21 protein-coding genes are annotated in these 21,362 nt (G+C 68.4%); 8 read left to right on the top strand and 13 right to left on the bottom strand.

The features are described from left to right. Positions 1-161: 161 nt before the first annotated feature. From ACRYRV_RS16205 to ACRYRV_RS16195, 3 genes are read left to right on the top strand one after another with little or no spacing between them, the layout of a single operon-like run. Positions 162-1,091 (top strand): D-2-hydroxyacid dehydrogenase, encoded by a 930-nt coding sequence (locus ACRYRV_RS16205; RefSeq protein WP_253442748.1) that lies wholly within the window; start codon positions 162-164, stop codon positions 1,089-1,091. Between the two features lie 13 nt (positions 1,092-1,104). Beyond that, positions 1,105-2,031, top strand: coding sequence for a ribokinase (locus ACRYRV_RS16200; protein ID WP_444984464.1), 927 nt, complete (start codon positions 1,105-1,107; stop codon positions 2,029-2,031). Continuing rightward, positions 2,028-2,972, top strand: a complete 945-nt coding sequence (locus ACRYRV_RS16195) for a nucleoside hydrolase (RefSeq protein WP_253442751.1) — start codon at positions 2,028-2,030, stop codon at positions 2,970-2,972. Before ACRYRV_RS16200 ends, ACRYRV_RS16195 begins: the two co-directional genes overlap by 4 nt. Here ACRYRV_RS16195 and ACRYRV_RS16190 read toward each other — a convergent pair. Next, entirely contained in the window at positions 2,969-3,241 is a 273-nt protein-coding gene (locus ACRYRV_RS16190) for an acylphosphatase (RefSeq protein WP_309636367.1), read from the bottom strand. The two genes, ACRYRV_RS16195 and ACRYRV_RS16190, sit on opposite strands and share 4 nt — an antisense overlap. 154 nt (positions 3,242-3,395) lie before the next feature. Here ACRYRV_RS16190 and ACRYRV_RS16185 point away from each other — a divergent pair, with 154 nt between their 5' ends. Continuing rightward, the gene (locus tag ACRYRV_RS16185; RefSeq protein WP_309636368.1) at positions 3,396-4,439 is read left to right on the top strand and encodes a Glu/Leu/Phe/Val family dehydrogenase; all 1,044 of its coding nucleotides are present in this window, start codon (positions 3,396-3,398) and stop codon (positions 4,437-4,439) included. A 69-nt stretch (positions 4,440-4,508) separates the two neighbouring features. On the opposite strand, the gene ACRYRV_RS16180 is transcribed toward ACRYRV_RS16185, so the two are convergent. After that, on the bottom strand, positions 4,509-5,459 hold the full coding sequence (locus ACRYRV_RS16180) for a YihY/virulence factor BrkB family protein (protein ID WP_309636369.1): 951 nt from the start codon (positions 5,457-5,459) through the stop codon (positions 4,509-4,511). Positions 5,460-5,593: 134 nt separating this feature from the next. Between ACRYRV_RS16180 and ACRYRV_RS16175 the strand changes: the two genes are divergently transcribed. Further along, a complete protein-coding gene (locus tag ACRYRV_RS16175; protein WP_309636370.1) occupies positions 5,594-6,688 on the top strand; it encodes a bifunctional nicotinamide-nucleotide adenylyltransferase/Nudix hydroxylase in 1,095 nt (364 codons plus the stop codon). A 15-nt stretch (positions 6,689-6,703) separates the two neighbouring features. Here the strand turns inward: ACRYRV_RS16175 and ACRYRV_RS16170 are convergent, their stop codons facing one another. The 7 genes from ACRYRV_RS16170 to ACRYRV_RS16140 form a co-directional block, all read right to left on the bottom strand. Continuing rightward, positions 6,704-7,621: a LysR substrate-binding domain-containing protein gene (locus ACRYRV_RS16170; protein WP_253442762.1), complete on the bottom strand. Its 918-nt coding sequence runs from the start codon at positions 7,619-7,621 to the stop codon at positions 6,704-6,706. A 64-nt stretch (positions 7,622-7,685) separates the two neighbouring features. After that, the gene (gene cls / locus ACRYRV_RS16165) at positions 7,686-9,104 is read right to left on the bottom strand and encodes a cardiolipin synthase (protein ID WP_444984465.1); all 1,419 of its coding nucleotides are present in this window, start codon (positions 9,102-9,104) and stop codon (positions 7,686-7,688) included. Positions 9,105-9,198: 94 nt separating this feature from the next. Beyond that, a complete protein-coding gene (locus ACRYRV_RS16160; RefSeq protein ID WP_253442768.1) occupies positions 9,199-10,704 on the bottom strand; it encodes a fumarate hydratase in 1,506 nt (501 codons plus the stop codon). A gap of 206 nt (positions 10,705-10,910) precedes the next feature. Continuing rightward, complete coding sequence (gene nei, locus ACRYRV_RS16155; protein WP_444984466.1) at positions 10,911-11,735, bottom strand: endonuclease VIII; 825 nt, start codon at positions 11,733-11,735, stop codon at positions 10,911-10,913. After that, positions 11,735-13,762: an excinuclease ABC subunit UvrB gene (gene uvrB, locus ACRYRV_RS16150; RefSeq protein ID WP_444984467.1), complete on the bottom strand. Its 2,028-nt coding sequence runs from the start codon at positions 13,760-13,762 to the stop codon at positions 11,735-11,737. Before uvrB ends, nei begins: the two co-directional genes overlap by 1 nt. A 26-nt stretch (positions 13,763-13,788) precedes the next feature. Beyond that, on the bottom strand, positions 13,789-14,205 hold the full coding sequence (locus ACRYRV_RS16145) for an OsmC family protein (protein ID WP_253442773.1): 417 nt from the start codon (positions 14,203-14,205) through the stop codon (positions 13,789-13,791). Positions 14,206-14,219: 14 nt separating this feature from the next. Further along, complete coding sequence (locus tag ACRYRV_RS16140; RefSeq protein WP_253442775.1) at positions 14,220-14,417, bottom strand: hypothetical protein; 198 nt, start codon at positions 14,415-14,417, stop codon at positions 14,220-14,222. 131 nt (positions 14,418-14,548) lie between these two features. On the opposite strand from ACRYRV_RS16140, the gene ygfZ reads away from it, so the two are divergent. After that, positions 14,549-15,586, top strand: coding sequence for a CAF17-like 4Fe-4S cluster assembly/insertion protein YgfZ (gene ygfZ / locus ACRYRV_RS16135; RefSeq protein WP_444984468.1), 1,038 nt, complete (start codon positions 14,549-14,551; stop codon positions 15,584-15,586). 17 nt (positions 15,587-15,603) lie between these two features. Here the strand turns inward: ygfZ and ACRYRV_RS16130 are convergent, their stop codons facing one another. Next, positions 15,604-16,377 (bottom strand): TatD family hydrolase, encoded by a 774-nt coding sequence (locus tag ACRYRV_RS16130; protein WP_444984469.1) that lies wholly within the window; start codon positions 16,375-16,377, stop codon positions 15,604-15,606. Positions 16,378-16,384: 7 nt separating this feature from the next. Beyond that, positions 16,385-17,974, bottom strand: a complete 1,590-nt coding sequence (gene prfC, locus ACRYRV_RS16125) for a peptide chain release factor 3 (protein WP_444984470.1) — start codon at positions 17,972-17,974, stop codon at positions 16,385-16,387. A 144-nt stretch (positions 17,975-18,118) separates the two neighbouring features. On the opposite strand from prfC, the gene ACRYRV_RS16120 reads away from it, so the two are divergent. Further along, positions 18,119-19,399, top strand: coding sequence for an ATP-binding protein (locus tag ACRYRV_RS16120; protein WP_253442780.1), 1,281 nt, complete (start codon positions 18,119-18,121; stop codon positions 19,397-19,399). Positions 19,400-19,423: 24 nt separating this feature from the next. Next, entirely contained in the window at positions 19,424-19,969 is a 546-nt protein-coding gene (locus tag ACRYRV_RS16115) for a response regulator transcription factor (RefSeq protein ID WP_309636379.1), read from the top strand. A gap of 4 nt (positions 19,970-19,973) precedes the next feature. Here the strand turns inward: ACRYRV_RS16115 and ACRYRV_RS16110 are convergent, their stop codons facing one another. Both ACRYRV_RS16110 and hybE read right to left on the bottom strand, forming a co-directional pair. Then, the gene (locus tag ACRYRV_RS16110) at positions 19,974-20,747 is read right to left on the bottom strand and encodes a 3-hydroxybutyrate dehydrogenase (protein ID WP_444984471.1); all 774 of its coding nucleotides are present in this window, start codon (positions 20,745-20,747) and stop codon (positions 19,974-19,976) included. 83 nt (positions 20,748-20,830) lie between these two features. Then, positions 20,831-21,277 (bottom strand): [NiFe]-hydrogenase assembly chaperone HybE, encoded by a 447-nt coding sequence (gene hybE, locus ACRYRV_RS16105; protein ID WP_444984472.1) that lies wholly within the window; start codon positions 21,275-21,277, stop codon positions 20,831-20,833. Between the last annotated feature and the right edge of the window lie 85 nt (positions 21,278-21,362).

Raw genomic sequence — 21,362 nt, 5'->3', positions numbered from 1 at the left:
ACTCCGCAGATGACATTACCCGTATCAGACAAGCGCCGGCCATGGCCGGCAGACACGAATATGTGGCCGGCCCACGACGAATCCAAGCCTGCCAAAGCCCGACATTATAGCGTGCCCCTACCGGTTGCGGGCAAGGCGCCCTTCTTTCTTGAGGAATTGCCATGAAAGCCGTGCTTCTCGATGCCGCCAGCCTCGGCCCCGATATCGATCTCGCCCCGATCCGCCAGCAGGTGGCATCCCTGGAGGTCCATGCCCAGAGCAGCACCGACGAGGCCCGGGAGCGACTGGTCGGCGCCGGGGTGGCCATCGTCAACAAGGTGGTCCTCGATGCGCCGACCCTGGAGGCCCTCCCCGACCTGAAGCTGATCTGCGTGCTGGCCACCGGCACCAACAATATCGACATGGCCGCCGCCGAGCGGCTGGGCATCGCGGTGAAGAACGTCACCGCCTACGGCACCGCCAGCGTGGCCCAGCACACCCTGATGCTGATGCTTGCCCTGGCCAACCGCCTGCCCCTCTACCAGCGCGACGTGGCCGAGGGGCGCTGGGGGCAGAGCGCCTTCTTCTGCCTGATGGGGCATGGCACCCTGCAGCTGGAGGGCAAGCGGCTGGTGATCGTCGGCCAGGGGGTGCTGGGCAGCCAGGTGGCCCGGCTGGCCGAGGCCTTCGGCATGCAGGTGACCTTCGCCGCTCGCCCCGGCAAAGCGGATGATAGCCGCCCCTCCCTCTCCGCCCTCGCCCCCGAGGCCGATATCATCAGCCTGCACTGCCCGCTCAGCGAGGCGACCCGCCATCTGGTCGACGCCCGGCTGCTGGCGATGCTCAAGCCCGAGGCGCTGCTGGTCAACTGCGCCCGAGGCGGCATCATCGACGAGCTGGCGGCCCTCGAGGCGCTTCGCGAAGGGCGCCTGGGCGGCCTCGGCGTCGATGTCCTGCCGGTGGAGCCGCCCCGGGAGGGGCACCCGCTGATCGACGCCCTGGGCGAGCCGCTGAACCTGATCGTCACCCCCCATAACGCCTGGATCACCCCGGAGGCGCGCCAGAAGGTCGTGGCGCTAACCGCGGACAACCTGCGCGACTGGCAGGCCTGACCGAGGAGGCCCCATGGCCGCTGCGACTCCCATGCCGATGCTCCACAACCTGGGCTCCATCAACCTCGACCACGTCTACCGGGTGCCCCACCTGGTCACCCCCGGCGAGACCCTGGCCAGCCACGCCTATGCGGTGGGGCTCGGCGGCAAGGGGGCCAATCAGTCCCTGGCCCTGGCCCGGGCGGGCGGGCGGGTCTGCCACTGGGGGCGGCTGGGTCGCCGGGACGCCTGGGCCCGGGACACCCTGGCGGACGCCGGCGTCGACGTCAGCCATGTCAGCCTGGTGGATGCCCCCAGCGGCCACGCCATCATCCAGGTCGATGATGCCGGCGAGAACGCCATCATCCTCTACCCCGGCGCCAACCACGGCTTCGATGGCGCCACCCTCGAGGCTCTGGTCGACACCGCCGCCCCCGGCGACTGGCTGCTGCTGCAGAACGAGTGCAACGGCCTGGCGGCGCTTTTGGCCCTGGCCGCCGAGCGACGGATCCGCGTCGCCTTCAACCCCGCCCCCATGACGGACGCCGTGGGGGAGCTGCCGCTCTCGGCCTGTCGCCTGCTCTTCGTCAACCGCACCGAGGCCGCCGGGCTCGCCGGCCTCCCGGTCGACTCCCCCTCGGACGCCCTCCTCGACGCCCTGGCCACCCGCCTGCCCGACTGCGAGCTGGTACTGACCCTGGGCGCCGAGGGCGCCTGGTATCAGGCCGGTGGCGAGCGCCGCCACCAGCCGGCCCTCAAGGTATCCGCCGTGGACACCACCGGGGCCGGCGACACCTTTATCGGCTACTACCTGGCGGCGCTGCAGCGAGGGGCAGCGGTGCCGGACTGCCTGGCGCAGGCCACCGTCGCCGCCGCCCTGGCCGTGCAGCGCCCTGGCGCCGCCGCCGGCATTCCCACCGCCGACGAGGTGGCAGACTTCCTCGGCAAGGAGTCCCCATGACCCATCCCATCATCTTCGATACCGACCCGGGCGTGGACGACGCCCAGGCCATCGCCATCGCCCTGCGCCACCCCGAGCTCGAACTGCTAGGCCTCACCACCACCTTCGGCAACGTCGACGTGGAGGTGGCCACCCGCAACGCCCTGCTGCTGGCCCAGCTGGCCGGGCGCGACGACGTGCCGGTGGCCCAGGGGGCAGCGGCGCCCCTCGCGAAGACACGCCTCCCCCCGCCGGCCCATATCCACGGAGGCAACGGCCTGGGGGATATCCCGCTGCCCGCCGTTACCGGCCGCCCCGATCCGCGCTGCGCGGCGCAGTTTATCGTCGAGACGGTGAACGCTCGCCCCGGGGAGGTGACCCTGGTGGCCGTCGGCCCCCTGGGCAACCTGGCCGGCGCCCTGCAGCTCGACCCCGGCATCGTCGAGCGGGTAAAGCGGGTGGTGGTGATGGGGGGCTCGATCCGCGAAGGGGGCAACGTCACCCCGGTGGCCGAGGCCAACATGTTCAACGACCCCCAGGCGGCGAGCCGAGTGCTGACCGCCGGCTGGCCGCTGACCCTGGTCGGGCTCGACGCCACCCACCGCTGCGTGCTCACACCGGCTCATATGGCCCGCATCGAGACCGGCCAGGGCGAGCTCGGGCGGGTACTGGCCGGCAGCTACGCCTTCTACCGGGACTTCTACCAGACGTTTCTGGGCATCGACGGCTGCTGCCCCCACGACAGCTGCGCCCTGGCCTGGCTGCTCAGGCCCGATCTCTTCACCACCGCCCGGGGACACCTGAACGTGGTGACCGAGGGCGTGGCCGAGGGGCAGACCCTCTTCGCCCCCGAGGGGCGCGCCTACGCCCAGGAGCGCTGGTCGCACACGCCGTTGGCGGAGGCCTGCCTGGATGCCAACGGCGAAGCGGTGAGCGACTGGATCGCCGAGGTGCTCGGCTAGCCGGTGCGGAAGTCGTCGGGGATGTGGGTCTCGATCACCTCCAGCTCCACATGGGTCACCCTGGCCTTCTCGGGCCCCCTCCAGAGCCACTCGCTGACCGCCTTCACCGCGTCGGGGCCGCCGCACAGCAGCACCTCGACGCGCCCGTCGGCCAGGTTCCGGGCATGGCCGGTAACGCCATGCTGCAACGCCTTCTCCTGGGTGGCGCGCCGGTACCAGACTCCCTGCACCTTGCCGGTCACCACGGCCTTCACGCAGCACTGTTCCATCTCACACCTCCTTTCGAATCGCGTTTTCCGCTAATCTTCTCCATAGCGACGACGGGCCACAAGCCCTGACGACGCTCTGCTGCCCTACCGGGCAGTCGACAACGGCAATGCCAATAACCATGCCAACAACAATCCTCACAAGGGAGTCTACGCCATGCCACTCTTCGACCATCCCGAGTTCGACCACCACCGGCAGGTGCTCTTCGGCTGCGATCCCGAAAGCGGCCTCAAGGCGATCATCGCCATTCACGACACCACCCTGGGCCCCGCCCTGGGCGGACTGCGTATCTACCCCTATGCCAGCGAGGAGGAGGCCCTCACCGATGTGCTGCGGCTCTCCCGAGGCATGAGCTACAAGTCGGCCATGGCGAACCTGCCCCTGGGGGGCGGCAAGGCGGTGATCATCGCCGACCCGCGCACCGGCAAGACCCCGGCGCTGCTGCGCGCCATGGGCCGCCTGGTGGACTCCCTGGGCGGGCGCTATATCACCGCCGAGGACTCCGGCTCCAGCGAGGCGGACATGCAGGTGATCGCCGCGGAGACCGCCCATGTGGGCGGGCTGCGCCGGGCCTCGGGGGAGTCCGGCGACCCTTCTCCCTTTACCGCCTGGGGCGTGTTCTGCGCCCTGAAGAGCGCGGTGCGCCACGGCCTCGGTCGTCGCGACCTGGACGGGCTCAGGGTCGCCATCCAGGGCGTGGGCCATGTCGGCGCCCACCTGGCCCACCACCTCCACGCGGCGGGCGCCCGGCTGGTGCTGACCGACGTCAACCGGGAGGCGCTGGCCCACCTGGCCGAGGAGCTGGGCGCCGAGGCGGTGGCCCCAGAGGCGATCTTCGACGCCGACGTGGATCTCTTCGCTCCCTGCGCCCTGGGCGCGGCGCTGACCGAGAGCGTCGTGGACCGCCTGAAGGCGAAGGTAGTCTGCGGCGCCGCCAACAACCAGCTGGCCGCGCCTGGGGTCGCCGAGCGCCTGATGGCACGGGGGATTCTCTATACCCCGGACTATGTGGCCAACGCCGGCGGGGTGATCGAGATCGCCTGGCAGCGCCGGGAGGACTACGATCGGGCCGCGGTGATGGCCCATATCGAGGGGATCGGTGCCACCCTGGATGAGCTCTTCCCACGCGCCGCCCGGGAGGGGCTCAGCCCGGCGACCATCGCCGACGCCATGGCCCGGGAGCGCTTCGGCCGACGCTGACGCCACCGGACAGCACCCAGATGAAGGCAAGGCCGGCAGCTGCCGGCCTTCCTGATGCTACCCTGGACGTCAGGCGACGTCGCCGCGCTTGTCCAGCAGCTCACGCTTCACCACCACCGCGGTGTTGCGCGGGACCAGGGGGCGACCCCGCTCGATCAGGTGGCAGCGGGTAAAGGCGGCGCCGAACAGGAGGATAAGCGAACTGTAATACACCCAGAGGAGGATCATGACCACCGAGCCGGCGGCGCCGTAAGTGGAGGCGGTGGCGGTGTGGGAGAGATAGATGGCGATGGCCGAGCGCCCCACCGCGAAGAGCAGCGCAGTGACCACGGCGCCCACCAGCACGTCCCTCCAGCTCAGCACCACGTCGGGCAGCACCTTGAAGATGGTGGCGAAGAGCGCGGCGATCACCGCCAGGGAGACGAGAAACTCGGCCGTGGTGGTGAGCAGGCCCACATAGGGCACCAGCTCGTCGGCGGCCTGCAGCATGGCTCTCACCATGACGCCGAAGATCAGCGATACCAGCAGGATAAAGCCGATAGAGAGCACCACGGTGAGCGACAGCAGGCGGTTCTTGATGAAGACCAGGGCGCTGTTGGCGCTGGGCCGGGCGGTCACGCCCCAGATGGTGTTGAGCGAGAACTGCATCTGGGCAAATACCGTGGTGGCACCCACCATCAGGGCCCCGAAGCCCAGCAGGGTGGGCAGCAGGCCCGACTCCTCGATGCGCGAGCTGGCCACGGCCTGCTCGATGGCGGCCGCGGCATCGTGCCCCATGGTGTCCTGAAGCTGGGCGACGATCTGCCCCTGGGCGGCATCCTCGCCCATCACCAGGCCGATGACGGTCACCGCGATGATCATGGTGGGCGCCAGGGAGAAGAGCGTGTAGAAGGCCAGCGACCCGGCGTAGCTGAAGGCGTTGCGTTCGAGCCACAGGCGGATGGCACCGTGGATGACATTCCACCAGAAGAGCAGCGTGCCCCTGAGCCCGGCCGGCGAGAGTTTCTTCAGATCGATCATCGTGTTCCCCGCGTCCCTGTGATGCCCCAAGGATACGCGAATCGACCGTCTGATGCCGCCCCGCCCGCGCATTGCATGCCCCGGGCGGGCTGACCATAATGGGTCGCCAACGCACCCTCTGCTCAGGACACGCCATGCCCGCCTGCCCGGACACCGACCGCGACGCCTTCGATTTCGACTGCCTGGTGTTCATCGGTCGCTTCCAGCCGCCGCACCTGGGCCACCTGGCGGTGATCCACGAGGCGCTCAAGCGAGCGCGCCAGGTGATCGTGCTGGTGGGCTCCTCTTGGCAGGCTCGCTCCCTGCGCAACCCCTGGCGCTTCGACGAGCGACGCGCCATGCTGCGCAGCGCCTTCGACGACGACGAGAACGCCCGGCTTGCCGTGGTGCCGCTCCTCGACGCCCTCTACAACAACGACGTCTGGGTGCGCGACGTGCAGCGCAAGGTGCGTGATATCGCCAGCCCCCATACGGCGCGCCTGCCGCGCATCGGTCTGATCGGGGCGAGCCGCGGACAGTCGAGCTACTACCTTTCACTCTTTCCCCAGTGGGAGTCGGTGAGCGTGCCCCTGGTGGAGGGAATCTCGGCGAGCCAGATCCGTGAGCGGCTGTTCCGCTCCGCCTCCTCCGCCGAGGACTACCTGACCACCGGCGCCGCCCACGACCTGCCCCCCGGCGTGGTGGACTCGGTGCAGGAGTTCTGCGCCGGCGACCACTACCGCCAGCTGATCGAGGAGCAGCGGCTGCTGGACCAGTACCGCAGCGCCTGGGCCCAGGCGCCCTACCCGCCCATCTTCGTGACGGTCAATGCGGTGGTGGTGCAGTCAGGGCACGTGCTGCTGGTGCGCCGCACGGCGGCACCGGGCAAGGGGCTGCTGGCGCTGCCGGGCGGTTTCATCAACTCCCATGAGCGCCTGCTGGACGCCTGCCTGCGGGAGCTGCGCGAACGGGTGCGCCTGAAGGTGCCGGAGCCTGTGCTCAAGGGCTCCCTGCGCGGCCAGCGGCTCTTCGACGAACCTCACCGCAGCTGGCGTGGCCGCACCCTGGCGGAGGCCTTCTACTTCGCCCTGACCCCTGACCAGCAGCTGCCTCGCCTCAAGCCAGTCAAGGGCGGCGACCACGCTCGCTGGGTGGCCCTGGCGGACCTGGACCCGGAGGCGCTCTTCGAGGACCACTTCTTCATCATTCAGGACTTCCTGGGACTGCCCGCCGACTTCGGCGGTCAGTGAGCCCGCCCCCGGCGCCTACCCCTGAAGGAAGTCGCGGGGGAGCTTCTGCATCTGCCGCCAGAGCTTCTCGACGCCGGGCTTGTGCACCAGGGAGCAGCGGTAGAGACGGATCTCCAGGGGCACGTCCCACTCCTCGCCTCCGGCCCGCACCAGGCGGCCGTTCTTAAGCTCCTCGCGGATGCAGAAGTCGGGAATCCAGGCCATGCCGATGCCCTGCAGCACCATCCCCTTGAGCCCCTCGGCCATGGCGGTCTCGTAGACGGTGCGCAGCCGCAGGCGCAGGGCGTCGTTCTTGAGCAGCATGCGCACGCTGCTGCCCAGGAAGGCACCCTGGGTGTAGGCGAGGTAGGGAATCGATTCCTTGCCGTCCAGCGGGAAGCGTGGCTCTCCCGCCTCGTCCGGCAGACTCACCGGCAGCATCTTCACCTGGCCGATGGAGAAGGAGGGAAAGACCTCGGGGTCCAGCTGCATGCTGGCATAGGGGTCGTAGTAGGCGAGCATCAGGTCGCACTTGCCCTCCCGAAGCACGTGGATCGCCTCCCCCACGTTCATGGCCACCAGGCGGGTGGGCAGCTCGCCGATCCCCTGCTGCAGGCGGGAGATCCAGGGGGGAAAGAAGCTCAGCGCCAGGGAGTGGGCGGCGACGATGTCCAGCGCCTCGTTGGCGATGGCCAGGCCCCGCAGGTGCCCCAGGCTCTCGTTGAGCTGCTCCACCAGGTTGCGGGCGGTGACCAGAAAGAGCTGCCCTTCGGGCGTCAGGTCCACCGGCGTGGTGGAGCGGTCCACCAGGGTGGCGCCTACCGCCTGCTCCAGGGCCCGGATACGCCGGCTGAAGGCGGGCTGGGTTACATGGCGCTGCCGCGCCGAGGCGGAAAAGCTGCGGGTATTGGCCAGGGCGACGAAGTCTTCCAGCCATTTGGTCTCGAGGTTCACGGGGTCTCCCGATCCGCGGATGGCAGCAGGGCCGAGCTCTCGGCCATCGTGAAAGCGTAATGTATCACTGGATGGGAGACAGGAGATAGGCGGCCCGCGAAACCAGCTTGCGCCACAGCGGCCGCGAGGTGATCTCGTCGAGGTTGACGCGCCGGCAGTTGGCGAAGTCCTTCTCCAGCATCAGCCGCACCTGGGCGGCGAAGTGGCGATCCGGCAGGAAAGCGGTGATCTCGAAGTTGAGACGGAAGGAGCGGTTGTCGAGGTTGACGGTGCCGACACTGGCCGCCGAATCGTCGATCAGCATCACCTTCTGGTGCAGGAAGCCCGGCTGGTAGCGGTAGACCTTGACCCCGGCCCTGAGCATGTCGGGCAGGAAGGAGAAGGCCGACAGGAACACCAGCAGGTGATCAGGGTGCTCCGGGATCATGATGCGCACGTCCACCCCGCGCATGGCGGCCAGGCGCAGGGCGTCCTGGACGCCCTGGTCGGGCACGAAGTAGGGACTGGTCACCCAGAAGCGCTCCCGAGCGCTGTGGATGGCGTGCTGCACCAGGAGGCCGGCGGTGTCCTGGCGATCCGCCGGCCCCGAGGGCACGATCACGACCTTGTGACACTCGTGGCAGCTGACCTGAGGCGTCCAGGTTAGGGTGATCACCTCCCCGGTGGCCCAGTGCCAGTCCTCCCAGAAGGCCTCCTGCAGACCCAGCACGCTGGGGCCGGTGAGCTTCAGGTGGGTATCGCGCCAGGCCCCGTGGCGAGGATGCTGGCCCAGGTACTCCACGCCGACGTTGAAGCCACCGACCCACCCCTCGCGGCCATCCACCACCAGCACCTTGCGATGGTTGCGGAAGTTGAGCTGGAAGCGGTGACGAAACCCGCGCGAGGAGCGGAAGGCGCTCACCTCCACGCCGCTGCTGGCCAGGTCGCGCAGGTAGCCCTCGTTGAGCTTGTGGCTGCCCACCTCGTCATAGAGGAAGTAGACCCGCACCCCGCGATTGGCCACTCGCTGCAGCCGCTGCTTGAGCTCAATGCCCAGGGCATCATTGCGCACGATGAAGAACTGGATCAGCACATACTCCTCGGCGCGCTCGATGCCGTCGAAGAGGCTCTCGAAGGTGGCCTCGCCGTCCACCAGCAGCTCGGCCCGGTTGCCGCTGGTCATCGGCATCTGGGCCAGCTGCTCTACGGCGCGCACGTCCGGGTCGCGGGTCTCGGCCACGAAGGGCTCCAGGGGCTCGCGATAGCGAGCCAGCACCCGGCGCAGCACGCTGTCGCGCTCGCCGCGGGCCGACACATAGCCGTAGAAGCGCGGCTGCCCGAAGATCCAGTAGGCGGGCACCGCCACGTAGGGCAGCGTGATCAGGGAGAGGATCCAGGCGATGGCACCCTGGGAGGTCCGGCTGGAGAGCAGCGCGAGGACCGCCGACAGGATGCCCAGCAGGTGCACCATAAAGATCGCCAGTCCTAACAGCCAGGATGTCATGGGCTCTCCCTGAAAAAACAGTGTTCTACAGCATACCCAAACGGCAGCGGCCCCGCCAGATGGCGGGGCCGCGGTGGCACCTGAAGCGACAGGATCACGCCCGCTCGGCGATGATCTCCTTCCACTTGGCGGGGCCGGTCTGGTGTACCGAGGTGCCCTGGCTGTCCACGGCCACGGTCACCGGCATGTCCTCCACCTCGAACTCGTAGATGGCCTCCATGCCCAGGTCCTCGAAGCCCACCACGCGGGACTTCTTGATCGCCTGGGCCACCAGGTAGGCGGAGCCGCCCACGGCCATCAGGTAGACCGCCTTGTTGTCGCGGATCGCCTCGATGGCGGCCGGGCCGCGCTCGGCCTTGCCCACCATGCCCAGCAGGCCGGTCTCTTCCAGCATGGTGCGGGTGAACTTGTCCATGCGGGTGGCGGTGGTGGGACCGGCCGGGCCGACCACTTCATCGCCCACCGGGTCCACCGGACCCACGTAGTAGATGAAGCGACCCTTCATGTCGACGGGCAGCGGCTCGCCCTTGGCGATCATGTCCACCATGCGCTTGTGGGCGGCGTCGCGGCCGGTCAGCAGCTTGCCGTTGAGCAGCAGGGTGTCGCCGGGCTGCCAGGTCTGGACCTCTTCCGGGGTCACGCTGTCGAGGTTGACACGCTTGACGTTATCCCCCGCCTCGCGGGTGATCTCCGGCCAGTCCTCCAGCTTCGGCGCCGGCAGCGCGGCGGGACCGGAGCCGTCCAGGGTGAAGTGGGCGTGGCGGGTAGCGGCACAGTTGGGAATGATGGCCACCGGCTTGTTGGCCGCGTGGGTCGGGTAGTCCCTGACCTTGATGTCGAGCACCGTGGTCAGCCCGCCCAGGCCCTGGGCGCCGATACCGCTCTTGTTGACCTTGTCGAAGAGCTCCAGGCGCAGCTCCTCGGCGCGGTTGGAGGCGCCACGGGCCTGCAGCTCCTGGATATCGATGGGATCCAGCAGCGCCTCCTTGGCGATCTCCATGGCCTTCTCGGCGGTGCCGCCGATGCCGATGCCCAGCATGCCGGGCGGACACCAGCCGGCGCCCATCTTGGGCAGCTGCTCCATGACCCAGTCGACCACGTTGTCGGAGGGGTTGAGCATGGCGAACTTGGACTTCGCCTCGCTGCCGCCCCCCTTGGCGGCCACGTGGACCTCCACGGTGTCGCCGGGGACGATCTTGTGGTGGATGATCGCCGGAGTATTGTCGCCGGTGTTCTTGCGGGCGCCGTCCGGGTCGGCCAGCACCGAGGCGCGCAGCACATTGTCGGGCAGCGCGTAGGCGCGACGCACGCCCTCGTTGACCATGTCATCCAGGCTCATCTCGGCGTCCCAGCGCACGTTCATGCCCACGTGCAGGAAGACGGTCACGATGCCGGTGTCCTGGCAGATCGGACGATGGCCCATGGCGCACATGCGTGAGTTGATCAGGATCTGGGCAATGGCGTCCTTCGCCGCCGGGTTCTCCTCGCGCTCGTAGGCCTGAGCCATGGCGTCGATGAAGTCCTTCGGGTGGTAGTAGGAGATGTACTGCAGCGCATCGGCGACGCTCTGAATCAGATCGTCCTGACGAATCACGGTCATGGGCAAGGAACTCCTTGGCGTTATCGGCATGCCCGCTCTCGGATGGCAGCCTGGCTGCCCGGCGGGCTCGAGCGGGCTGGATTATACCCCACCCCGGGGTTGCCTGACATTCCTGCCACCAAAGCCTTGGTCAAAGGATTCTGCGCAGAAAAGATAACGGTATAAAAATGACTGCTGTGAAAAAGATTGCTGTGAATATGCCGGCCTCAGGGCGGCGCCTGGCAGCCGGGGCAGAGATAGAGCCGCCGGGAGGCGACCGAGACTCGTTCGATGACGCCGCCGCAGGCGTGGCAGTCCCGACCGTCGCGCTCGAAGACGGCAAAGCGCCAGTGGCGGCGGCTGGCGCCGCGCCGGCGATCCTGGGCGGCCCAGTCGGGCCGGTTGGTGACGCCGGCTTGGTCGTAGGCCTGACGGGTGACCGCCAGGATGCTGTGCGCCAGCCGCTCGAGGGCATCATCGCTCAGGCCCATGGGCTTGGCCCTGTGGTGGAGGCCGGCGAAGAAGAGGATCTCGGAGCGCAGGTAGTTGCCGATGCCGGCAAACAGCGCCTGGTCCAGCAGCAGCCCGCCCAGCCCACGGCGCCGGAAGCGTGGTTCCCGCAGGCGGGCCATGGCCTGCTCCACCGTCACCCCGTGGGTCAGCAGATCGGGACCGAGCCGCGCCAGGAAGGGATGCTCCCCGAGACGCTCCTCCTGCCAGAGGGAGACATCCGAGGCGCTGTAGAGGCTGGCCGCCCTCCCCTCGCCGACAAGGCGCACCCGCAGGGAGCGGCCGGTATCCGGCTCCCGCTCGGCGTCGTGGAGTTTCCAGACGCCGTAGAGCTGGTTGTGGGAGTAGAGCACCCGGCCGTCATCGAAGCGGGTCAGCAGCGCCTTGCCCCAGCTGTCCACCGCCGTGATCCGGCGCCCCACCAGGGAGCCGGCCTCCTGCGCCAGCTCGGGAAAGGCGAACCAGACCTCCTCCAGCCGCCGGCCGGCGATCTGCTGATGGATGCGGTCGGCGGCGCGACGAATCTCGGGCCCCTCAGGCATCAGACAGCACCCAGCGCCAGCTGGCGCTCCTTCAGCTCCTGCAGCCGGTCGCGCAGCCGCGCGGCCTCCTCGAACTCCAGGTTCTGGGCCGCCTCGAACATGGCATCCTCGACCCGGGTCAGCTCCTGGGCCAGCTGCTGGGGAGAGAGCTCAGCGGGGTCGTAGATCGCCTCCCGCTCCGCCACCTTGCGCTCGCCGCGGCGCCCCTTGCCCTTCCTGCCCGGCGCCTGGGCGGCCTCGAGGATATCGGCCACCGAGCGGGTCACGGTGGTCGGCGTGATGCCGTGCTCCTCGTTGAAGGCGACCTGCTTGGCCCGGCGCCGCTCGGTCTCCTCCATGGCGCGGCGCATGGAGTCGGTGACCCGGTCACCGTAGAGGATCGCCTTGCCGTGGGCGTTGCGTGCCGCCCGGCCGATGGTCTGGATCAGGGAGCGCTCGTTGCGCAGGAAGCCCTCCTTGTCCGCATCGAGGATCGCCACCAGGGAGACCTCGGGGATGTCGAGGCCCTCCCGCAGCAGGTTGATGCCCACCAGGACATCGAACTTGCCAAGGCGCAGGTCGCGGATGATCTCCACCCGCTCCACGGTGTCGATGTCGGAGTGCAGGTAGCGCACCCGCACGTCGTGCTCGTCCAGATACTCGGTGAGGTCCTCGGCCATGCGCTTGGTCAGCGTCGTCACCAGCACCCGCTCCCCCACGGCGGTGCGCAGGCGAATCTCCGAGAGCAGATCATCCACCTGGGTGCTGGCCGGACGCACCTCCAGCTCCGGGTCGAGCAGGCCGGTGGGACGCACCACCTGCTCCACCACCTGGCCGGCGTGCTCCGCCTCGTAGGGCCCCGGGGTGGCGGAGACGAAGATGGTCTGGGGGCTGATCGCCTCCCACTCCTCGAACTTCATGGGGCGATTATCCAGCGCCGAGGGGAGCCGGAAGCCGTACTCCACCAGGGTCTCCTTGCGGGAGCGGTCGCCCTTGTACATCCCCCCTACCTGGGGGACGCTGACGTGGCTCTCGTCGATGAAGAGCAGGGCGTCATCGGGGAGGTAGTCGAAGAAGGTGGGGGGCGGCTCGCCGGGGTTGCGCCCGGAGAGGTAGCGGGAGTAGTTCTCGATGCCGTTGCAGTAGCCCAGTTCGAGCATCATCTCGATATCGTAGAGGGTGCGCTGCTCCAGGCGCTGGGCCTCCACCAGGCGGTCGTGCTTGCGCAGCCACTCGAGGCGCTCGACCAGCTCCGCCTTGATGGCATCGATGGCGCCGAGGATGGTCTCCCGGGGCGTGACATAGTGGGACTTGGGGTAGACGGTCATGCGCGGCACCTCGCCCCTCACCTCGCCGGTGAGCGGGTCGAAGAGGCGGATGGAGTCGATCTCGTCGTCGAAGAGCTCGACCCGCACTGCCTCCTCCTCGGCGTCTGCCGGAAAGATGTCGATGACGTCGCCGCGCACCCGGTAGGTGCCGCGCTTGAAGTCCATGTCGTTGCGGGTGTACTGGAGCTCCGCCAGGCGCCGCAGGAACTTGCGCTGGTCGATCAGCTCCCCGCGGGTGAAGTGCAGACGCATCTTCAGGTACTGGTCGGGATCCCCCAGGCCGTAGATGGCCGACACCGAGACCACGATCAGGGCGTCGCGGCGCTCCAGCAGCGCCTTGGTGGCCGAGAGGCGCATCTGCTCGATATGGTCGTTGATGGAGGCATCCTTCTCGATGAAGGTGTCCGACGACGGCACATAGGCCTCGGGCTGATAGTAGTCGTAGTAGGAGACGAAGTACTCGATGGCGTTGTCGGGGAAGAACGCCTTGAACTCCCCATAGAGCTGGGCCGCCAGGGTCTTGTTGGGCGCCATGACGATGGTCGGGCGCTGCAGGCGCTCCACCACGTTGGCCATGGTGAAGGTCTTGCCGGAGCCGGTGACCCCGAGCAGGGTCTGGTGGGCCAGCCCCGCCTCGAGCCCGCGCACCAGGCCGTCGATGGCCGCGGGCTGGTCGCCGGCGGGCTGAAACTTCGAGGCGAGGCGAAAGGGTCTGCTCATGGGGTCTCCATTGAATGGTGGAAGGCTCAGGCCTCGACGCTGGTGCGGGTGGTGACCTCCACGGTGGAGCTGGTCATCAGCCGGTGGATGGGGCACTTGTGGCTGATCTCCTCCAGGCGTGCCAGCTGCTCGGGGTCCTCGATGCCGTGGAAGGTCATCTCCACGTCGAGGCGATAGACACCCTGGCGCTCCTCGCTGTCGTCGCGGTGTACCTTGACGCTGATGCCCTCGAGAGGCCACCCCTTGCGCTTGGCGTACATCATGGAGGTGATCGCCTTGCAGCCCCCCAGGGAGAGGTCGAAGTAGTCGTGGGGGTCAGGCGCCGTGCCCTCGCCGCCATAGGCCACCGGCACGTCGATGAACAGCTCGTCGAAGCCGTCCAGTTCGACCCGCTGGCGAAAGATATGGTTGCGTACGCTTACGACTTCAATGGTCTTCTTCATGGGGAACCTCCTGTTCACTTGACCTGGATGGGAAGCTTGAGGGCCTCGACGGCCTTGATCAGCGCATCGCGGCGGACACGGCCCTCCACCTCGGCGCCGTGGCGGCCGACCTCGGCGCTGTCGACCCCGTCGAGCATCATCAGCGCCGTGGTGATGCGGTTGATCTGATCGGCGTTCTCGACGCCCTTGAAGGTCAGCGACTGGTGCGCCATGGGCGGCTCTCCTCTGGCCCCGGGAATGTGCGAGCGAGTCTAGCATGGCGCCGCGGCGGCCACAGCGGTTGCAATGTCGCAGCGGAGCCCGCATAAGGGGACTATCCCTACCCCGACGACGAGGAGAGCACATGCAGGAGTGGATTACCGCCCTGGGCGGACGGCAGGAGGCCGATGACCGGGTCGCCTTCGACACCCCGGATCAGGCCCGACAGGCCCTGGATGGGACGGTGGTCACGCCGCTGGTGCATCTGGGCGCCCTGGACGTGATCGGCGTCGGTGCCGACAAGCTCCTGCAGGGGCAGGCCAGTGCCCAGATCGCCCACGCCGACGGCGACTTCGCCCCGCTGACCGTCTTCTGCACCCCCAAGGGGCGCATGCTGGCCAACGCCCAGCTGCTCAGGGTCGCCGAGGGGCACTACCGCCTGCTGATGCACCGCGGCCTGGTCGCCCCCCTGGCGGAGCATCTGGGCAAGTTCGCCGCCTTCTACCAGGCCAAGCTCACCCCACGAGACGACCTGGCGCTGATCGGGCTCATCGGCCGGGAGGCGCCGGCGATGGCCGAAGCGCGGCTGGACCTGGTGCCCCCGGCGGCCTGGCATCAGGCCGGCGATGCCGAACTGCAGCTGCTGACCCACCCGGGGCCCCGTCCGCGCCAGCTGATCTGCCTGCCGGCAGAGCGCGCCGAGGCCCTGTGGCAGACCCTGACCGAGCAGGCCGCGCCGGTGGGCAATGGGGTGTGGTGCCTGCAGGATATCCAGGCCGGTCTGGCCTGGCTGACGCCGGAGCACAGCGACGCCCTGCTGCCACAGATGATCAACTGGGAGGCGCTGGGCGGCATCAGCTTCAAGAAGGGGTGCTACACCGGCCAGGAAGTCGTGGCCAGGGCCCACTTCCGCGGCCAGGTGAAGCGGCGCCTGGTGCGCGCCCAGCTGGAGGGCGAAGAGCTCCCCGGCCCGGGCAGCCCGGTGGAGAGCGCCGAGGGCAAGGCGGTGGGCGAGGTGGTCGCCGCCGAACTCGATGCCTATGGCCAGGCGGAGGTGCTCGCCGTGCTGAGCACGAAGGAGGACCTGGGGCCCCTGAGCGTCGCCGGCCAGGCCTTCAAGCAGCTAAAGCTCCCCTATGCCGTGGAGCGCCTGGACCCAGAGGAGATGGTTGCCCGCGGCTGACCCTCGGCCGGGCTCGCTTACAGGCCGAAGAGGCGCCGGGCGGTGGCGGTGCTGGCCGCCGCCACCGCCTCCTCGCTCTGGCCCCGCAGTTCGGCGACGACCCGGCACACCTCCACGACCCGCGCCGGCTCGTTGCGCTCTCCCTGGCGCCCTGCCAGCGGCATGTCGGGGCTATCGGTCTCAAGCACGAAGCCATCGTCCGGCAGGGCTGCCACGGCGCGCCTCAAGCGCTTTGCCCGCGCATGGGTCACCGCACCCCCCAGCCCCACCACGAAGCCCAGATCGATGAAGCGCCGCGCCTGCTCCGGCGAGCCGGCGAAGGCGTGGATCAGGCCGCCGGCGGGCGGCGCCAGCTGACGCAACCGCTTGGCGACCCGGTCGTTGGCCCGCACGCAGTGGATCACCAGCGGGAGTGCATGCGTCTTGGCCAGCCTGAGCTGGGCGTCGAAGAGTTCCCACTGGGCCTCGAGGGTATCGGCGAAGCGGGCATCGATACCGCACTCGCCCACCGCCACGACCCTGGGTGAGGCGCCGCCGCAGTGAGCCGCCAGGGTCTGGTCAAGGGCGTCCAGGTCGCTGTCGACGTGGGAGTTCATGAAATAGGGGTGCAGCCCCAGGCAGACGCTGACGTCGTCGCACTTGCCCAGCGCCAGCACATCCGGCCAGCGCTGGCGCGTCGTGCCCGGCACCACGAAATGCCCGACGCCCACCGCCCTGGCCCGCTCGAACACCGCCTCGCGATCGGCGTCGAAATCGGGGAAGTCCAGGTGGCAGTGGGCGTCGATCAGCATAGGAGCGTCAGTGCTCCCGGGTGGGCTGGAAGCGGATCTCCGGCCAGCGCTCCTGGGTCATCTGCAGGTTGACCCGGGTCGGGGCGATATAGGTGAGGTAGCCGCCGCCGTCGATGGCCAGGTTGGCGCTCGCCTTACGCTTGAACTCCTCGAGCTTCTTGGCGTCATCGCAGTAGATCCAGCGGGCGGTGTTGACGTTCACCCCCTCGTAGATCGCCTCCACCTTGTACTCCTCCTTGAGGCGGTGGGCCACCACGTCGAACTGCAGGGTACCCACGGCGCCGAGGATCAGGTCGTTGTTGTCCAGGGGCATGAAGACCTGGGTGGCACCCTCCTCGGAGAGCTGCTGCAGGCCCTTCTGGAGCGCCTTCATCTTGAGCGGGTCCTTGAGGCGCACCCGCTTGAAGAGCTCCGGCGCGAAGTGCGGAATGCCGGTGAAGCGCATCTCCTCGCCCACCGTGAAGGTGTCGCCGATCTGGATGGTGCCGTGGTTGTGCAGGCCGATGATATCGCCGGGCCAGGCCTCCTCCACCTGGGAGCGGTCCGAGGCCATGAAGGTCAGCGCATCGGCGATCTTGACGTCCTTGCCGATGCGCACATGGCGCATCTTCATGTTCTTCTCGTACTTGCCCGAGCAGACCCGCAGGAAGGCGATGCGATCCCGGTGGTTGGGGTCCATGTTGGCCTGGATCTTGAACACGAAGCCGGTAAAGCGCGGGTCCTCGGCCTCCACGGTGCGCAGGTCGGTCTCCCGGGACTGGGGCGGCGGCGCATACTCCACGAAGCCGTCGAGCATCTCGCGCACCCCGAAGTTACCCATGGCGGTACCGAAGTAGACCGGGGTCAGCTCGCCGCGGCGGTAGGCCTCGAGGTCGAAGGCGTGGGAGGCGCCCCTGACCAGCTCCACCTCCATGCGCAGCTCCTCGGCCTGATCCTCGCCCAGCACGGCGTCCACCTCGGGGTTGTCGAGCCCCTCGATGCGCCTGTCATCGGGAATGCGGCTGCCCTGCCCCTGGGTGTAGAGGTGGATGACATCGTTATAGAGGTGGTAGACCCCCTTGAAGTGGCGCCCCATGCCGATGGGCCAGGTCATGGGCGCACACTGGATGTTGAGCACCGTCTCCACCTCGTCCATCACCTCGATGGGGTCGCGTATATCGCGGTCCATCTTGTTGATGAAGGTGAGGATGGGGGTGGTGCGCAGGCGACACACCTCCATCAGCTTGATGGTGCGATCCTCGACGCCCTTGGCGCCGTCGATCACCATCAGCGCCGAATCCACCGCGGTCAGGGTGCGGTAGGTGTCCTCGGAGAAGTCCTCGTGGCCGGGGGTATCGAGCAGGTTGACGATGCGCCCGCCGTAGGGGAACTGCATCACCGAGGTGGTCACCGAGATGCCGCGCTCCTGCTCCATCTTCATCCAGTCGGAGGTGGCGTGGCGATCGGCGCGCTTGCTCTTCACGGAGCCGGCCATCTGGATGGCGTTTCCGAACAGCAGCATCTTCTCGGTGATGGTGGTCTTGCCCGCATCCGGGTGACTGATAATGGCGAAAGTGCGTCGCAGCCCGACTTCGCGGGCCAGGGTGGGGTCTGACATCGATGATGGATTCGTCGTCGAGGCACCGCAGGGGTGCGTGAATGGTTGCCGGTTGGCGGTGGGCGCATTCTACGCCGCCAGCGCGATGAAATGTAGGCCGGCGCCGCAGCGGGTATGATAGATGGCCCGATGCGAGGAGCCGCCATGCCCACAGCCACCCAGCCACTGCCCCTTTCCACCCCCAGCCGCAACCTGGTCCGCCTGACCATCGTGCGGGGCATCACCTGGACCGGCTTTCTGGCCGGCATCATCATCGGCGTGGAGTTCCTCGGTTTCGCTCTCCAGGTGAGGGCGGTGATCGGCGTGGTCCTGGCCATGGCGTTGCTCAATCTGGCCACCTGGTGGCGGCTTGGGCACCACAGCGCCATCAGCCACGGCGAGTACCTGGCGCACCTGCTCGCCGATGTGCTGGCCCTGACCCTGCTCTTCTACTACACCGGCGGCTCCAGCAACCCCTTCATCACCTACTACCTGGTACCCGTGACCATCGCCGCCGCTACCCTGCCCTGGCGCTACGCCTGGATCATCGCCACCACGGCGCTGCTCGCCTACTCGCTGTTGATGGTCCACTATCACCCGGTCCCCCAGCTGGCCCACGGCCACCACGACCACGGTCAGGGAGTCAGCCTCCACGTGCTGGGAATGTGGCTCAACTTCGCCCTCTCCGCGGGCCTGGTCACCTTCTTCATCTACAAGATGGCCCATGCGCTGCGCAGCCGGGAGCAGGCCCTCTCGACCACCCGCGAGTCCGCTCTGCGCAATGAGCAGGTGCTGGCCGTGGCCACCCAGGCCGCCGGCACCGCCCATGAGCTCGGCACCCCCCTCTCCACCATGGCCGTGCTGCTCTCCGAGATGCGCGACGAGGCCCGGGACAACCCCATGCTGCAGAAGGATATCGAGCTGCTGCGCCAGCAGGTGGATACCTGCAAGGCCCGCCTGCGCGAGCTGGTGGAGAACGCCGACCGGCGCCGCATGGGGGAGCCCCAGGTGCGCGATGGCGAGGTCTGGCTGGCCGGCGTGGTGCAGCGCTGGCTGGTGCTGCGCCCCGATGTCAGCCACCGCCTGGAGGTGGCCGAGCGCCGCGGGCGCCCCTGGATCTCGGTGGACACCACCCTGGAACAGGCCCTGACCAACCTGCTCAACAACGCCGCCGACGCCAACCCCGATGACATCCTGATCAGTCTCGACTGGACACCCCAGGAGGTGATCATCGATATTCGCGATCATGGGCCGGGCGTGGCGCTCTCCATTGCCGACCAGCTGGGCGAGACCTTCGTCTCCACCAAGAGCAAGGGGCTCGGCATCGGGCTCTTCCTGACCCATGCCACCATCAACCGCCTCGGCGGCGGCGTGAGCCTGTACAATCACCCCGAGGGCGGCACCCTGACCGAGGTGGTGCTGCCGCGCAGCGAACCGGCCAGCTGAGCCGAACCCGACCATGAGGACACCATGCAAGAGCCAACCACAGCCGAACGACTGCTGATCATCGACGACGACGAGATGTTCTGCCACGTGCTGAACCGCGCCATGAGCCGGCGCGGCTTCGAGGTGCTGGTGGCCCATGACAGCGAGCAGGCGCTCTCCCTGGCGCGCCAGCACCGTCCGGAGCTGGCCACCCTGGACCTCAAGCTGGAGCATGACTCCGGCCTGAAGCTGCTGCCGGAGCTGATGGAGGCGGTACCCGAGTGCCGGGTGGTGGTACTGACCGGCTACTCCAGCATCGCCACCGCCGTGGAGGCGATCAAGCTGGGGGCAGTCAACTACCTCTGCAAGCCCGCCGATGCCGACGAGGTGCTGGCCGCCTTCGAGAAGGAGACCGGCGACCCCGAAGCGGAAGTGGCAGAGCAGCCCCCCTCCATCAACCGCCTGGCCTGGGAGCATATCCAGAAGGTGCTCCAGGAGAACGACGGCAATATCTCCGCCACCGCCCGGGCGCTGGGGATGCACCGACGCACCCTGCAGCGCAAGCTGCAGAAGCGGCCGGTGCGCCGATAGACCCTTACTGCGCCGTCCACCCCAGGTCGATGTTCCAGCTCGAGCCCGTGACGGCACCGGCGGCATCGGAGGCCAGGTAGGCGACCAGCTCGGCCACCTCGGCGGGCTCGATCAGCCGCTTCACGGCGGCGTTCTTGAGCATGATCTGCTCGATCACCTGCTGCTCCTCCATGCCGTGCAGCTTCGCCTGGTCGGCGATCTGGTTGTCGACCAGGGGGGTCTTCACATAGGCGGGACAGATGGCGTTGGCGGTGATGCCCTGGGCGCCGCCCTCCAGGGCCGCGGTCTTGGTCAGGCCGATCATGCCGTGCTTGGCGCTGATATAGGCCGACTTGCCAGGCGAGGCGACCTGGGCATGCACCGAGGCGATATTGATCACCCGACCCCAGCCGTTCTCGCGCATGGAGGGCCAGGCCGCCTGGGTCAGCAGGAAGGGAGCGGTCAGCATCAGGTCGATGATCTGGCGCCACTTCGCCTCGGGGAATTCCTCGATGGGGGCGACGTGCTGGATCCCGGCGTTGTTGACCAGGATATCCACCCGGCCGAAGCGGCGCATGGCCTCCGCCACCGCCGCTTTGCAGGCCTCCCCGTCGGTGAGGTCGGCCTGGAAGAAGACGGCGCCGGCGCGCTCGGCCACCTCGGCGCCGTCCGGATTGAAGTCCACGGCCAGCACCTGGTGACCAAGCTCGCAGAAGTGACGCACCACGGCTTCACCGATGCCGCTGGTGGTGCCGGTGACCAGGGCGACGCGGGGAGTGGTGGGGGCAGTTCCTGACATCAGCAGCTCCTTGTCTTTTCGTTGTCATGCCCAGCGCGCAGGGCGGGAAAGATACAGCGTCCCCAGCATACGGCCGCCCGCCCTCAGGCGCCACCGTCGGCGGGCGGGCGCTCGGCCATGACCCGCTCCATCAGCTGCTGAGCGAGCCGGCTGGCCGCCTGCCGGCTGGTCACGTCCGAGAGGTCATCGAGCAGCACCAGGCGGCGGCACCAGGCCTCCTCGCCCAGGGCCACGGTCTCCAGCGGGTACTCCCCCGAGGGCAACGCCAGCCAGTGATGGCTGCCCACCTCGGGCATCTCGACGCTGTCGGCCGCGGGCACCATCACCAGCCACAGCGACACCGGGGTGACCAGGGCCCCCACCAGCTGCTCGCCGAGCTCGGGGTCGGTGTGGCGCTGGAAACAGAGGGCATCGGCGGCAAGCCGCGGATTGAAGCCCGGCTGCCGCTTGGCGTCGCGCAGATAGCGGTGGGTCCAGCCCTCCGCGAGCCGGCCCAGTCGAGCATACTGTTCAGGGGTCAGGGCATGCATGGCGGCTCCTTCATGACGCGTTGGCGCGTGCAGTATAGCGCCGCGCCCACCCTCCTCGCAGCCGGATGCTATGCTGGGCTCCGAT

The organism is Halomonas mongoliensis, assembly GCF_052496345.1.
This window is presented reverse-complemented; position numbering and strand designations above follow the sequence as displayed.